This window comes from Marinicella pacifica, from assembly GCF_014636635.1.
Classification (GTDB): domain Bacteria; phylum Pseudomonadota; class Gammaproteobacteria; order Xanthomonadales; family Marinicellaceae; genus Marinicella; species Marinicella pacifica.
Genome location: NZ_BMEO01000014.1, coordinates 23,760 through 38,657, shown reverse-complemented (window position 1 = coordinate 38,657; position 14,898 = coordinate 23,760). Strand labels below are relative to the sequence as shown.

At 46.7% G+C, this 14,898-nt stretch carries 13 protein-coding genes; 7 read left to right on the top strand and 6 right to left on the bottom strand.

What is annotated here, in order from left to right; translation table 11 throughout:
- Positions 1-82: 82 nt before the first annotated feature.
- From IEV16_RS12000 to IEV16_RS11980, 5 genes are all read right to left on the bottom strand, one after another.
- Positions 83-376, bottom strand: a complete 294-nt coding sequence (locus IEV16_RS12000; RefSeq protein WP_188365961.1) for a type II toxin-antitoxin system RelE/ParE family toxin — start codon at positions 374-376, stop codon at positions 83-85.
- Positions 373-636 (bottom strand): type II toxin-antitoxin system Phd/YefM family antitoxin, encoded by a 264-nt coding sequence (locus IEV16_RS11995; RefSeq protein ID WP_188365960.1) that lies wholly within the window; start codon positions 634-636, stop codon positions 373-375. The genes IEV16_RS12000 and IEV16_RS11995 overlap by 4 nt, the downstream gene beginning before the upstream one ends.
- Positions 637-750: 114 nt before the next feature.
- The gene (locus IEV16_RS11990; protein WP_188365959.1) at positions 751-2,934 is read right to left on the bottom strand and encodes a primosomal protein N'; all 2,184 of its coding nucleotides are present in this window, start codon (positions 2,932-2,934) and stop codon (positions 751-753) included.
- Positions 2,935-3,274: 340 nt separating this feature from the next.
- Positions 3,275-4,195 carry a GTP cyclohydrolase FolE2 gene (gene folE2, locus IEV16_RS11985; protein ID WP_188365958.1) on the bottom strand — a complete coding sequence of 307 codons (921 nt, stop codon included), beginning with the start codon at positions 4,193-4,195 and terminating at the stop codon, positions 3,275-3,277.
- 79 nt (positions 4,196-4,274) lie between these two features.
- Positions 4,275-5,417, bottom strand: a complete 1,143-nt coding sequence (locus IEV16_RS11980) for a class I SAM-dependent methyltransferase (protein WP_188365957.1) — start codon at positions 5,415-5,417, stop codon at positions 4,275-4,277.
- Between the two features lie 3 nt (positions 5,418-5,420).
- Between IEV16_RS11980 and IEV16_RS11975 the strand changes: the two genes are divergently transcribed.
- Genes IEV16_RS11975 through IEV16_RS11945 form a run of 7 tightly spaced genes read left to right on the top strand, consistent with a single transcriptional unit; the run spans position 5,421 to position 13,256 of the window.
- Entirely contained in the window at positions 5,421-5,999 is a 579-nt protein-coding gene (locus IEV16_RS11975; protein WP_188365956.1) for a 4'-phosphopantetheinyl transferase family protein, read from the top strand.
- Positions 6,000-7,730, top strand: a complete 1,731-nt coding sequence (locus tag IEV16_RS11970) for a phospholipase D-like domain-containing protein (RefSeq protein ID WP_188365955.1) — start codon at positions 6,000-6,002, stop codon at positions 7,728-7,730.
- Positions 7,731-7,739: 9 nt separating this feature from the next.
- Positions 7,740-9,065 (top strand): hypothetical protein, encoded by a 1,326-nt coding sequence (locus tag IEV16_RS11965; protein WP_188365954.1) that lies wholly within the window; start codon positions 7,740-7,742, stop codon positions 9,063-9,065.
- A gap of 12 nt (positions 9,066-9,077) precedes the next feature.
- Positions 9,078-10,037, top strand: coding sequence for a FecCD family ABC transporter permease (locus IEV16_RS11960; protein ID WP_188365953.1), 960 nt, complete (start codon positions 9,078-9,080; stop codon positions 10,035-10,037).
- Positions 10,037-10,738: an ABC transporter ATP-binding protein gene (locus tag IEV16_RS11955; RefSeq protein WP_188365952.1), complete on the top strand. Its 702-nt coding sequence runs from the start codon at positions 10,037-10,039 to the stop codon at positions 10,736-10,738. Before IEV16_RS11960 ends, IEV16_RS11955 begins: the two co-directional genes overlap by 1 nt.
- Positions 10,725-12,485: a GspE/PulE family protein gene (locus IEV16_RS11950; protein ID WP_188365951.1), complete on the top strand. Its 1,761-nt coding sequence runs from the start codon at positions 10,725-10,727 to the stop codon at positions 12,483-12,485. Before IEV16_RS11955 ends, IEV16_RS11950 begins: the two co-directional genes overlap by 14 nt.
- A 30-nt stretch (positions 12,486-12,515) precedes the next feature.
- Positions 12,516-13,256, top strand: a complete 741-nt coding sequence (locus tag IEV16_RS11945) for a glutamine amidotransferase (protein ID WP_188365950.1) — start codon at positions 12,516-12,518, stop codon at positions 13,254-13,256.
- On the opposite strand, the gene IEV16_RS11940 is transcribed toward IEV16_RS11945, so the two are convergent.
- Positions 13,251-14,867, bottom strand: a complete 1,617-nt coding sequence (locus tag IEV16_RS11940) for a DEAD/DEAH box helicase (protein ID WP_188365949.1) — start codon at positions 14,865-14,867, stop codon at positions 13,251-13,253. The two genes, IEV16_RS11945 and IEV16_RS11940, sit on opposite strands and share 6 nt — an antisense overlap.
- Positions 14,868-14,898: the final 31 nt, after the last annotated feature.

The following is a 14,898-nucleotide window of genomic DNA, read 5'->3' as shown; positions in this document are numbered from 1 at the left end:
TATAATAATTTATTTTAGAAGAGTAGTGGATTGTTTGCAATGCCTTGACGGGGAGTCAATGAAATTCAAGATTGGCGGATATTTACTTGAGGTGATTTTTAGGAAGCATGCTTTGATGCAGTACTGCCAAGAGATAAATATTTTTGTCATCGAAACTGTAGTAAAGCACATGATTTTCGACTGGAAAGGCGTAAGTAGGTTCTTTAAAGTCAACTTTATGGTGCCCGATACGTGGATTGGCTTTGATAAGTTGGCAGCTTTTTCGGATTGAGGATAGGTACTTTCTGGCTTGTTGTTGGCCGTAGTTGTGAACAGAGTAGGATTGGATGGCGGCTAACTCGGCTTTAGCTTGTTGAGTTATGTACAGTGTTCTCATGGATTCGGTTCGTTCACCGAAAGTGATTCAAAAACGTCATCAGCCGGTTCATAAAGGCCGTCTTTAACTTCCCGGTGGGCGGCTCTGAGCCTTTTTCGGAGTAATTCTTGTTTAATCTGCTCGGTCATTTCATAATCTTCTATTGACATAACAACAGCCACTGGCCGGCCGTTTTTATCGATTTGCACCGGTGATTTTTGGACTTTTAGCAGTAATTCGCCAAAACGTGTTTTGGCTGTGTTCGCAGTTAATTTTTCCATAGTTCGTTTAAATCGTTCGATTCGACTATTTTAAAGGTTGATGTGTTTTTTTGCAATGACTTGGTGTGCGGTTGAACCTGTAAAAGCCTGGAAGGACTTTTCAGGGAAAACTATTCAATCAAAGCTGACCGGGTCGATGTCGATAAACCAGCGGACGGGGCCGGCGGTGGGGTTGTGTTTTTTGAGAAGTTGTTTCAATAGTTGATGTAAGCCGCGGCGGTTGTTGGCATTTAAGATCAGTTGCATGCGGTGCAGTTTTTGCTTTTTTTGCATGGGTGCCGGTAACGGGCCCATAACATTGACATCGGGATCCTGGCCGATGGCCTCGATGAGTTCCAGTAAAAAGGCTTCAAGCTTATCTTCATAACGGTGTTGCGCCCGTATAATGGCCATATGGCTGAAGGGCGGGAATTGCATTTCACGGCGCTGTTCCAGGCCTTTGCGTGCCAGTTGTTCGTAACCTTGTTGTAGCAGGGTATGAAAAAATGCGTGTTTAGGTTGGTGGGTCTGGATAATCACCTGACCGGCGGTTTCGGCGCGTCCGGCGCGTCCGGCCACCTGGATAAGTAATTGTGCCAGGTATTCTTCGGCACGGAAGTCGGTGGAGTAGAAACTGTTATCGACATTCACCACCACCACCAGTGATAGTTTCGGAAAATCATGGCCTTTGGCCAGCATTTGGGTGCCGACAATCACACAGGGCTTGCCGGTTCTAACGCGGTCTAATTGTTGTTGCCACTGCCGTGGTGTCGATACGGAGTCACGGTCAAAACGAATCACCGGATAGTCGCCCAGTTCCTGTTGCAAAGCGGTTTCCACTTGTTCGGTGCCGACACCCAGTGTATCCATTTCCTGGGAACCACAATTGGGGCAAAACTCGGGTAAAGAATAATGCCGGCAACAATGATGACACAGCAGACGGTTGTTGTGTTTATGGTAGGTTAAATAGGCGTCACAATCATCACATTCGGCAATCCAGCCGCAATCGTGGCAGAGTAATTTCGGCGACCAGCCGCGGCGATTTAAAAACACCAAAACCTGATGGCCGGTGTCGAGTTGTTGTTCAATGGTATCAATGGTTACACGGCTTATGCCACCGTACGTTTTACGGTTGTCAAGGTTTTGCAGTTGAATTTTCGGCAAAGCTTTTTGATTGGTGCGGTTGCGCAAGGTGAGCCAATGGTAATGGCCGTCAAAGGCATGGCGCAGACTTTCAAAGGCGGGTGTGGCGGAGCCCAAAACAACCGGAATATTTTCGATTTTCCCGCGTAATACAGCCAGATCACGGGCAGAATATCGTACACCGTCTTGTTGTTTATAGCTTAAATCATGTTCTTCATCCACCAATATCATGGCCAGATTTTTAAACGGTGTAAAGAGACCTGAACGGGTGGCAACCACCACATCCACATGGCCGTTTCCGGCCTGTTGCCAAACACGGGCACGGGTACCATCAGACAATCCCGAGTGGAACACCGCCAAACGGCCTGGAAGGCGTTTTGAAAAAGACCTGAACAATTGTGGCGTGAGACCGATTTCCGGCACCAGAACCAGCGCCTGCTTGCCATTTGCCAACAGCGGTAGCAGGCTGCGAATATAAACTTCTGTTTTACCGGAACCGGTGATGCCGTCAAGCAGACTGACATTAAAATGATGGCGGTGTTCGTGAATATGGTTAAGTACCCGCTGTTGGTCATCGGTCAGGGCGAAATCGGGGTGTTCGATGTTTTGATTGTCGATGAAAGAACGATTAGATTGTTCAAACAAGCCTTTATCAACCAATTGCCGGCATAAAGTCGAAGCACCGGCACTCAAGTGGCTTAAAGCTGCCGGTATTTGCGGCCCGTTGTCATAAATGTATTCAAAAATAAGCCATTGCTTCGGCGCTTTTTTGAGTTTTTTTTCAGCGATTTGTTTGTCGCTTAGGGCTTTGTACCAAATTTCTTGGGGTATCGGCGGGTTGCTTGGTTTACTGAACCAGGCGGGTAAAGCGGTCATTAACATTTCGCCCAAATTCACTTGATAATAGTTGGCCGCTTGTTTGATTAGCTTAAGATTGTTTTTATTAAACAACGGTTGTTCATCGAGTACGGCATCAACTGGTTTGAGGTGATGGTAATCGCTGCTGTTTTTAAGGCCGATTATGACGCCAACCAGCCACTGACTTTTTCCCAATGGCACGCGCACCCGACGACCGATTAAATCAGGCGAAGTTTCGGCCAAAAGTTGGTAATCCAGGGTGTTGGCAAAAGGCACTTTAAGCGCCACCTGAACGATACAAGGTGCGGTGTTAATCATGGCAGATATCTTAGCATTGTGGCTTTAAAGGCGGTAAAAATTGTGGCGCTAATCCATCTATTCGGTATGTGTCAATGTTATCCACATATCCTGTGGATAACATTGTGCATAAGTCGCCGTATTAGGCTTAAAAGAACTCAGGGGCGTTATTTGACTCAGAATGGTTAAAAACTTCCCAAAGACAAATAAGCTATATATATCAGTGATATACAAGACCATATTAAACATTTATCAGAAACAGACAGCCTAACTGATTGAATTAATCAGCCAAAAATCCGCATGTGCATAAGTCGCATCTTATTGAGCGCTTTTAAAGCCTGAGATGGCGATAAATCAAAGCTTAACGGCTGTAGGCTTCAGCGGTGGCATCATGCGGATGTAAGGACTCATGATGCGTCACCCGTAAGTGAAATTGTTGCACCCGGTCTGATTTTTCAAGTGCTTGTTTAATGCGGCGTGCGGCATCTTCACAAAACATCAGATTTTGGCCGTTTCTTAAGGCAAAAGCCTGTTCATCGGCGCGCTTAACCGCTGTTTGAACAGCGGTTTGCAGGGTGTTTTCCACGGTTTCGATAAAATATTCAACCGGCACACGGCTTTGATTTGGATTCAATTTTATTTTGACCACGGCGGTACTGCGCTGGCTGTGGGGGGTGGCATTGATGCCCTCGGTGCTGCCCAACCAGGTTACTACATCGGCTTTGCTCACCATGTCACCGTCAAATTGACGGTCAAAATTGTCTTGAATTAATTGCCGTGCCAGCGCTGCTGAACAGGGACAGGTACTGGAATACACCACCTGAAAACTCAAATAGCGCGCAGCGCCGGTTTGTTGGCAATTGACCACGGTTAATTTAATCGGATAGCTGCGCCAGCCGGCATGATTGGTGACCAGGGCTTTGCGGCGTAATAAAATATCGGATTCTACTTCCACCAAGGCATTACGGCTCAAATCACGGTGGCTGTCTAAAAATTCATCAGTCAGCGCACTCAAAGCATCGAAATCAACAGACTGTTTACTGAATAAACGATCACAGGCCAGATACAACCGTGACATATGAATGCCTTTAGAAGCTGAATCGTCCAAAGACACTTCAGCACGTACCCGGGCAACACCGGTTTTGACCTGAACATCGGCGTTTAACTGCAACGGCATTTCGATGTCGCTCATGCCGACCCACTGCAACTGGCCGCCAATGTGGGCTTTTTCTTCTTGGGCGATGTCGGGCAGGGTGGCCGTTTGGTGGGTAGAATCTAACACGAACTATAAAATTGGCTAAAACCCATATCATGCGGTTTAGCGGATAAAAAAACAAGGGTTTGGCACATGAAAATACCCATCATAAATTGTGTAAACGGTTGTTCTTAAAGCCGCTTAATGTCATATTTAAGTTCTTTAAGGCGGCAATACATTTAAATTTCTCACCCATTTCATTCGGCATCATCAGCTGCTTTAATTCCGTGGCTTGCGCATAGTAATTACTGTAATCACCTTCGGCGCTGATTATGTTTTCAACACCAAGCCCCATGAGTAAATCCATTTGATGATTAAAACCCACCACCTCACAATCAGCGGCTTTCAGTGCTTCGGCGACCGCAGTAAAGTCAACAAATGCGGTGATGTCCTGTGCCCCGACATCGTGGTAAGGATTAAAATTGGCCTGATGACGCTGATGACATACCAGGGTGCCGGTGTGTCGTTCGGGGTGATAATAAACATCGCGGCCATAGCCATAGTCCACAAACAAAACCAAACCCTGATGAAGTGGTGCCGTAATGCCCGCCATCCAATTATTAAGATACGGTATGAATTCAGAACGATAACCATCGGGTAAGCTTAATTCTTTGGCTTTTAGCTGGGTCAACAGATCTGCTGGAAACGTATGCCAATGTTCTACCAATTGTCCATTTTGCAACTGTAAAACAAGCCGCTGATATTCATTATTGTTATGTCGAAACACCTCAACCGGCAAGGCATCGAGGACTTCGTTCGCGAATATAACACCATTAAATGGTTGTTTCGGTGGTGTGTCGAGCCATTTTACGCGATTGCTTAAATGAGTCGGTAAAGTGTCGATGTGTTGTTGTTGCTGTTGCTTGAGATCTGCACTGACTTCCAAAATCAGATAACAATCAGGTACATATCGGCCATTTTTATCCATATCATCCAGGGCGGTTAAGACATCGGCACAAAACCGGCCGCTACCGGCTCCCAATTCCATAATAACAGGGTCTGATACCATTTCAATGACTTCTGCAAACTGTCGGGCCAGGGTTTGTGCAAACATCGAACCGAGTTCCACCGCTGTGATAAAATCACCGTCTTGACCGAGTTTTTTTAAACCGGCACTGTAATAGCCGCAACCGGGCTGGTATAAGGCCGCGCGCATAAATTCTGAAAAAGGCAATCCGTTATGCTGCCGGATGGCTTGGGTTATGGCCTGCCATAATTTTTGTTGTGTTTGTTCTAAGGAGTCTGACATAGGATGATCAATCATAAGGATACCATCACGCTGTGGTTCAATCATAACCCGCAGCAAGACCGCAAAAAAGCCAAGATTTACAGCGATGGTATTGTACACCAGTTAATAAACAATGCCTGTCCCGAATCGCTTCAGTTTGATATTAAGCGTAACAAAAACGGCAAACCTTTCACCGATGCGCCGGTGGATTTTTCTTACAGCCACAGCCGCCGGGCTTATTTATATGGCTTGTCAAAACGAGGCGCTTTGGGTCTGGATATTGAATGCACCGAAAAAGAGCGTGATTTCATCACCCTCAGTCAACGCTATTTTCATACCGATGAGCACCACTTTTTAAAAAACTTATCGCCTGAGAACAGGCGCCTGTTTTTTTATCGGCTTTGGACCCGAAAAGAAGCCTGGTGCAAATTATGCGGCGGGGTTTTGTGGTATTATCTGGGGCGTTCAGTGTTAGCGCGTCAACAAACAACAGCGAACAACCCAACGCTCTATCTTACTGATTTAACCGATATCCAAGGATACGCCGGGGCCGTGGCCACGTTTTATCCGGTTCATCATGTTTATATCAACACCTTAAAATAGATGAAGCAAGGCTTATTAATTATTATTGGATTTTTGCTGTTGGGTTGTCAAATCGACCGGCAAACATTGCGCCGCGCCGAAACCGTGACAGAACTGAAAAAGGATGTCACCTTAACCTGCCCTGTCAATGAAATCACCGCTTGCGCTCGCAACACGGCGTTCAGTAAACTGTATGCCACCAGTCAGATGACCGATAAAAACCAGATGCTGATTCTGGATCACGGCGAGCAATCATTGCTGGCACGGATCAACCTCATTCGTGCCGCTCAAAACAGCATCGATATTCAGACCTTCATCTGGAACAACGATGAGGCGGGGAACTGGGTGTTGGCCGAACTGATTAAAGCCGCACGGCGCGGCGTTAAAGTCAGTATTATCGGCGACCAGCTCTATACCATGGACAATTCCTGGCTGATGGCTGAACTGGCCACCATACATCAGAATTTTGAGTTCCGCTTGTATAACCCGGTGTTCAGTGACGCCCACACCTCGGCTTTTGAATTTGCTTCAGCGATTGCCTGTTGTCTGGTGACCCTGAACCGACGCATGCACAACAAAGCTTTTGTGGTGGATGACCGTTACGCGATTGTCGGCGGACGCAATTACTCCAGCCGTTATTTTGACTGGGATGCCACGTTTAATTACAAAGATAGGGAGGTGATGGCCATTGGTTCAGTGGTGGATGAAATTGTGACCTCGTTTGATCAATTCTGGACCTCGCCGCATGTGTTGCCGCTGACGCACTTAAATGATGTGGCTAATCGCATCATTAATAATCAGGAGGCCCAGACAGACTGGGATAAACCCTTGCCTGAGTTTGTGCAAAAGTTGAGTCGGCAGGCTGACGATAACGTTTTCATTGAACACACTTTTTTTTCGGATTTTGTGGCCGTGGATGCGGTTGAATATTTTAGTGACAGCCATGATAAACCTTTTAACAAGGATGCCCGGGCGGCCAATAAACAATTAACCGAAAAGTTTCATGATTTGTTTGCACGCACCAAACACGAATTGTTAATTCAGACCCCTTATCTGGTGTTTTCCCGCAAAGCGCGGCAGATGTTCAGAAATCTGCGCAAACAACATCCGGATTTAAAACTTCGGGTATCCACCAATTCCCTGTCGTCAACCGATGCTTTTTATGTGTACGCCATCAGTTTAAAGCACAAACGTTTTTACCTGAAAAAACTGGGTATGCAAATTTATGAGTTTAAACAACGTCCGGGTATGCTGGAAAAATTCTTTGCCACCCACCAAACCAATGAACATACCCGTTTTGGTATGCACAGCAAGTCTTTTGTGATTGACGACAAGGTGTCTATGATTGGCAGCCATAACTTTGACCCGCGCTCGGATGTTTTGAACACTGAATCGGGATTCATTATTTATGACCGTGAATTTGCGGCCAAGTTAACCGCCAGTATTGAGCAGGACATGCTGGCTGAAAACAGTTGGCTGGTGGCGGCCAAGGAACAAATCCCTTTTTTCAGTCATGTCAGTGGTTTTTTTGCCACGATTTCCAGAAAACTACCGATTTTTGACATCTGGCCGTTCCGGTATTCAACCAGCTACGAATTGTTACCGGGCAAAGAGCCGGTGCCTCGTGATCATCCGGATTTCTTTGAACATTACAAATCAGTGGGTAATTTCCCCGACGTTGATTTGCCCCTGAAGCAAATACAAACTTTAATTATTTCTGCCTTTGGTGGTTTTGCCGAACCAATCATGTAAAATAATCCTATGAATAAAAAAAATATCATTATTATCGTTGTTGTGGCTGCTTTGGTGGCTTTGCCCTGGTGGCGTATCAATCACAACAGTGAATTTTTTGTGGAGGGTGTGATGTCACATTTAAGTCACCTCGGTGACTGGTCATACCGTGATCACAGTGTTTCTGTCAGTGGTGATATTGCGATTAAGGGCGTGCAGTTTAAGCCCCGCGGTTATCAAGACGTCATTCATGTGGATTCAATCACAGTGACCACCGATGCCCGCGATTTGTTGTTCACTAAATCGACTGATTTACTGGTTAAACTGCCGTCCGAGTTAACCGTGAATTTTAACCAGGTACGTTTGCCCGATGCCAACAGCCGTTTGTTGTCGCAAATACTGAAAAGCAATTATTATCCGGTGGTGATGGGTTATTTGGGTGCTTTTGGCTGTGGTGAAGGTCCGGGGCCCAGTTTTTCTGTGGCGCAATGGCAAGCGATGGGTGTTTTGCAACCGATTTTTGATGTCAAATTCACCTATGCGCTGGTGGATGAATACAACATTGATTTTAATATCAACATACACAGCCCGGATAACTGGTACAGCACCTGGTCAGGGGGCTTAGCCCGGGCCAACAACGATGAACGACTGGCCTTCCACGACACCATTGTGGATACCTTGTATTATTATTATGCTGATCAAGGGTTTAACAGCCGGCGAAATCAATACTGCGGTAAAGAAAAACAACCCACATTTGCCGCTTACCGGTCCAAAAGCAGTGATGCCCTGCAGCAGATGTTGCGTATTTATGCCGGCGGTGAAATGTCGTCTAAACTGGCCAACCAATACCAGCGTTCCTTACAACCGGATGTTGAATATAACGCCATATTTAAACTCAAAGAACCAAAATATATTTTTGAAATGGCCGGTTGGTCACAAAGTGAATTGTTTAAAAACAGTACCATTGAAGCGGCCTTGGGTGAACAGGAATACCAAGACATTAAATTGTCTAAGATTGACCATCTGGATTTAGACATCGACACATTAAGGCGTGATATGGAGCAACGTGAAGCGGTGTTAAAACAGCGCGAACAAAAGGCCAACAAGCCCAAAGAACTGATTAGACGCATTAAAACCCATGTTGGCGGCCAGCAAAAAAAAGAATACACCCTAAAAAACTGGTCTGATGCCATTGGTCAGTCAGTGAAAATCAAAACCAAGCGCGGGCGGCCCATTTTTGGCGTGCTGAAAGGTATCAGTGCCAATCAGGTGACCGTTTCGACCCGTTTTAAAAGTGGTGATGCAACCATCAACATTTCTCGCAAAGATGTGTTGTCAATCAGCATCGCACATTAAAAACAGTTTCTGATGCAAACACGTCACTGGTTGCAAAGACCCTGGGTGTGGTGGTTGTTTTTGTTGCCGGTGCTGTTGTTTTCCCTGTCAATGGGATCGGTCAGTCTTTCTTTGGATCAGTTATTTAAACCCGACACCATTACCTACGGCATTGTCTGGCATTTGCGGTTACCACGGGCCCTGAACGCGATCTTGGTTGGCGGCAGTTTGGCGCTGGCCGGATTGCTGATTCAGAACATGGTCAAAAATCCACTGGCGGATCCTTATTTGCTCGGCGTATCAGGGGGTGCTGCCAGTTGTCAGCTGTTGGTGATTATGCTCGGTTTGACTGTGTCACAGGCGGCTTTGTTTTTCATTGGCTTCGGTGGTTCCCTGTTGGCCACCTTGCTGGTCCTCAAACTCAGCTACCATGGGCGCATTAAACCCAATAAAGTCACTTTAAATGGCGTGGTCATGGCCTTTGGTTTTGCCGCGGTAATTTCTTTCATGTTGTCACTGGCTGATGGTCAGCAAATCCGCTCGATGATGTTTTGGCTCATGGGTGATTTATCGTTTGCTCAACCCAGTTGGTTGATGGGCGTACTGTTAATCTTTTGTTATGTCCTGTTACAGCGACAACACAGTGCTTTGGACTTACTTGCCCGCGGTGAGTTATTTGCCCGTAAATCCGGGGTACACGCCGAGCGTTTAAATCTGATGGTTTTTTTAATGACCGCCTTGCTGACTTCCATGGCGGTGGCCCAGGCCGGTACCATCGGGTTTGTGGGATTGATTATTCCGCATATTGTGCGGCTTTTGGTGGGTTACCAACACCGCCATTTACTGCCCATCAGTATTTTGGCCGGTGCCTTGTTTTTGTTAATTGCCGACACCCTGGCGCGTACCTTGCTGAGTCCGGTTCAGTTGCCGGTAGGTATTTTTACAGCGTTGATTGGGGTGCCGGTGTTTTTAGTTTTATCACGAAAAATCTAATGTTAACCGCTCAGCACATATCCGTAACTTTGGATAACCGCAGGGTGTTGTCAGATTTGTCCTGTGCGTTCAGTGCCGGAGAATTTTGGGGCATTATCGGGCAAAATGGTGCCGGCAAATCCACTTTGTTGCGGTGTTTGTCCGGGTTGATAACACCGGATGTCGGTCAGGTCATGGTGGATGGTGAAAACATGCACCAATTGGACCCCCTGTCACGGGCACAAAAAGTGGCGTATCTGATGCAGGAACAGGAACCCTCATTGGCATTCAGCGTATATCAGGCGGTGGAAATGGGCCGTTACCCATGGCCGGATGATCCCGACAACCGACACCATATCACAGAACAAATGCTGCAGGAATGTCGCATTGAAAACCTGCAAAACCGTTCAATCTTACAATTATCCGGTGGTGAGCGGCGCAAGGTCGAAATTGCCACTTGTCTGGCACAGAACAGTGATTATTTATTGTTAGACGAACCGTTTAATCATTTGGATGTGGTATATCAACGTTTTTTGGTGAGAAAATTACAGGCCATCAGCCGCAAAAAATCGGTGGTGATGGTGTGTCATGATTTGGATGTGGTGCAAAAATATTGCACTCATGTTCTGATGCTACTCGGTGGTGATTGTTATCTCAGCGGTGATTCAGCTACAATGTTAAACAACGCCCATATGGACAAACTATTTGATGAACCCATCTGACAGACAATTTATGGCAAGCGTGGCGCGCCAGTGGTTAAAAACCGGTATTATTAACCAGCAAGCGGCGGCACGTTTACTGGAAAAATCACAGGTAAAATCCAGCACAGTGCATCCCTATGTGTCAATTGTTGATAATAAAATCACCAACCAGAAAACCGGCAAGCCCATTACCCTGGAATTTGTGACTCAGTGGGTAGCCAAAGCCAATAAATTACCGTATCAGAAGATTGACCCAACCAAAATCAATGTCAATCAGGTCACTCAGGTCATTTCTCAGGGCTATGCACGCCAACACCAGATTCTACCCATTGGTATCGACAGTAAAACCATACAGATTGCGGTGGCCAATCCGGCCCAGACCGATTGGCTCAGTGACATTCAAAAAATTCATAACCAAAAAATTGAACGGGTGCATGTCAATCCGATCGATCTGCAGCGTTTATTGTATGAATTTTACGGTGTGAACCGGCAGGTCCAATCAGCCAAAAGACGCCACCTGGGTAAAACCAATGACCCGGTATTGAATTTAGAACAATTGGTAAAACTTGGTAGCAACAAGGATATTCATGCCGACGATCAGCACGTGATTGGTCTGGTGGACTGGTTGTTACAGTATGCTTTTGAACAACGCGCCAGTGATATTCATCTGGAACCGAAACGGGATGAGGCGTTGGTGCGATTTCGGATTGATGGCAAGCTCATGAAGGTCTATGATTTACCACCTTCGGTGATGTCCGCGGTCACCAGCCGCATTAAGATTTTATCGCGCATCGATGTGGCGGAAAAACGTCGCCCGCAAGATGGCCGCATTAAAACTTTATCCGAAAATGGTCGTGAAATTGAATTGCGGGTTTCCACCATGCCCACCACCTTCGGTGAAAAATGTGTGATGCGGATTTTTGACCCTGAAGCGGTGGTCGTAAATTACCGTGATTTGGGGTTTAGCGAATCAGAAGCAGCAACCTGGGAGCGCATGATAAATCGGCCTCATGGTATTGTCCTCGTGACCGGCCCCACCGGTTCGGGCAAAACCACGACTTTGTATTCAACCTTAAAACAACTGGCAACCCCGGAAGTGAATGTCTCGACTGTGGAAGATCCGATTGAAATGGTGGACGGTGTACTCAATCAGATGCAAGTCAACCCCAAAATTGGCTTACATTTTGCCGATGGTGTTCGAACACTGTTAAGGCAAGACCCCGACATCATTATGGTGGGTGAGATTCGGGATTTGGAAACTGCCAAAATGGCGGTTCAGGCCTCCCTGACCGGGCATCTGGTACTGTCCACCTTGCACACCAATGATGCACCTTCTGCGATTAATCGCTTACTGGATTTGGGTGTGCCGGATTATTTACTGCGCAGTACCCTGGCGGGTATCATTGCACAACGGTTGATTCGTTTATTGTGTCCGCACTGTAAAAAATCACACAAGGTGGATGCCGAAAAATGGGTTTCCATGGTACATCCTTATGATTTATCACCACCCAAAGAACTGTTTGAAGCGGTGGGTTGTGATGAATGTCGTAACACCGGTTACCATGGCCGAACCGGGGTCTTTGAAATGATGCCTGTTGATGCTGAAATCAGGAAAAACATTAAAAAGGATACCCCTTCAGAAGTCATCACCAAAATTGCCTATGGTCAGGGTATGCTGCCACTGCGGGTGGCGATTGCTGAATTATTGCAAGCCGGTAAAACTTCTCTGGAAGAAGCGATTCGGCTGGCACCACCCAGTATGGATTGATTTAACCCAAGTCAACCCTATGTTATTTCTATGAAAAACCGATATTTGATTATCCAAACCGGCGATCCGGTACCATTGGCTGCCCCCCATGGTGAAGCCTTTGCTGACTGGTTTATTGCCGGCATGGATGTGGATGCCGGTTGCGTTGATGTGATTAATGTTCATCACGGTGCAACCCTGCCGCCACTGAAGCACGCAGTGGATACCTACGCGGGTCTGCTGATCACAGGATCCAAAGCCATGGTCACAGAAGGTGATGACTGGGTGCGCAAAACCCAGGCTTGGCTGCGCCAAACCCTGCCCCATAAAATACCGATGTTGGGTGTCTGTTTTGGCCATCAGCTGCTGGCCGATATGCTTGGCGGAGAGGTTGGTTATAACCCTAAAGGCCGTCGCATCGGTTTAAGCCAATGTCAATTAACAGCCAATAGCGTTGAAGATCCGCTATTCCAAGTACTGCCGCAGCCACAGGTGGATGTGTTGGTGTCGCATTCACAAGTCATCTTAACACCGCCGTCTGACAGCCGGGTCTTTGGACGAACCGAAGCCGATACCAACCATCTATTCCGTTTCCGGGATTTTATCTGGGGTGTTCAGTACCACCCCGAATGGAATGCCGAAATCACTGCCGCCTACATCAAACAACGCAGTGACGCTTATAAAGCAGAAGGTTTGCAACCCGAAAAACTATTAACCCAACTCAAAGACTGTCCCCGCGCCGGTAACATACTGTCTCGATTTGTCGAAATCACGTCCACAATGACATCATGATTTAGTCGAATTTCGTTGAGTAGTCGCTTTATTTGGGTTAATCCTGGAACCTTGAAAGCGATCTTTAGCAGAAGTTTTAGGACTGTTTTTAGCAATCAATTTCGGTGAAATTTGAGGGTCTTTTTGAGGCTTTGATTTTGATGTTTCGCCGGAACCGCCGCTCGCTTTTTTGCGCTTTGCAGATTTTTTACCGTTTTTGGGGACATCGCTAAAAGGTGTGTTTTTTCGCCGTAAACGTTTCGATTTATTCAATCGGGAACCTTCGGTGTTAGGTCTGTCCTTGTTTATTTTATTTTTTTTATAAGGCTTTTTGAATTTTGTTGAACCGGTGGTTTGTTCATCGCTCAGAGGTGACTTATCTTGATGGCTTCTTTTTTTCGCGGTTGAACGTTTTTTCTTAAAGTTTTGGTTTTCTTTTGTAATCGGTTTTGTCTTTTTGGGGCGTCCGCTTCCGCTGCGGTCGGATTCAGGGACATCATGGCCGGGTTCAAAGCCATCAATAAGTTCACGGTTAATGTGATTTTTTAACAAACGTTCAATGGCGAACAGTTGTTTGGCTTCATCGGCACTGACCAGTGAGATGGCTTCGCCTTCGGCACCGGCACGACCGGTACGACCAATGCGATGGACATAATCTTCAGGGACCTGGGGTAAATCATAATTAATCACATGCGGCAGGGTATCAATATCAATGCCACGGGCGGCAATGTCAGTGGCCACTAACACGGAAGCCTTACCCCGTTTAAAGTCGTCGAGTGCGCGGGTGCGTGCGGCCTGGGTTTTATTGCCATGAATGGCGGTGGCTCGAACGCCAAATTTTGATAAATATTCCGATAAGCGGTTGGCACCGTGTTTGGTGCGGCAAAAAACCAGCACCTGTTGCCAGTTATTTTGACCGATTAAATGCAGCAGTAACTCAGACTTGCGTTTTTTATCCACCGGATAAAGCGTTTGTTGGACACTTTCGGCGGAGGTCACTTCCGGGCTGACAGATATTTCTTTCGGGTGTTTCATAAAGGTTTTTGCCAGTTGCCGGATATCGCCTGAAAAAGTCGCTGAAAACATTAAGGTTTGCCTGTCCTTGGGCAGTAATTTGACGATGCGCTTTAAATCGTGGATAAAACCCATGTCCAACATGCGATCGGCTTCGTCCAGTATCAGCACTTCCAGTTCATCGAATCGCACCGCGTTTTGGCTGTATAAATCCAGTAAGCGTCCGGGTGTGGCAATCAAAATATCAACACCGCGTCTGAGTTTTTGCATTTGTGGGTTAATTTTGACACCGCCAAACACAACCGCTGAACGTAACGGTAAATTTTGACCATAGGTACAGACACTTTCAGCCACCTGTGCCGCCAGTTCCCGGGTGGGTGTGAGAATTAAGGCACGGGCCTGATTAAAGCCGACCCGATTGGCATTGGACAGCCGGCTGAGTAAGGGCAGGGTAAAGCCGGCAGTTTTACCGGTACCCGTTTGAGCCGCGGCCATCACATCGTGGCCCTGTAATACCAGCGGAATGGCTTGCGCTTGTATGGGTGACGGGGTGCTGTAGCCTTGTTCGCGCACAGCATCTAAAATTGCCGTGGGCAAATCAAGTTGGTTAAAATTCATAGTGATAAGGTATTAAGAAACGGCGAGAACT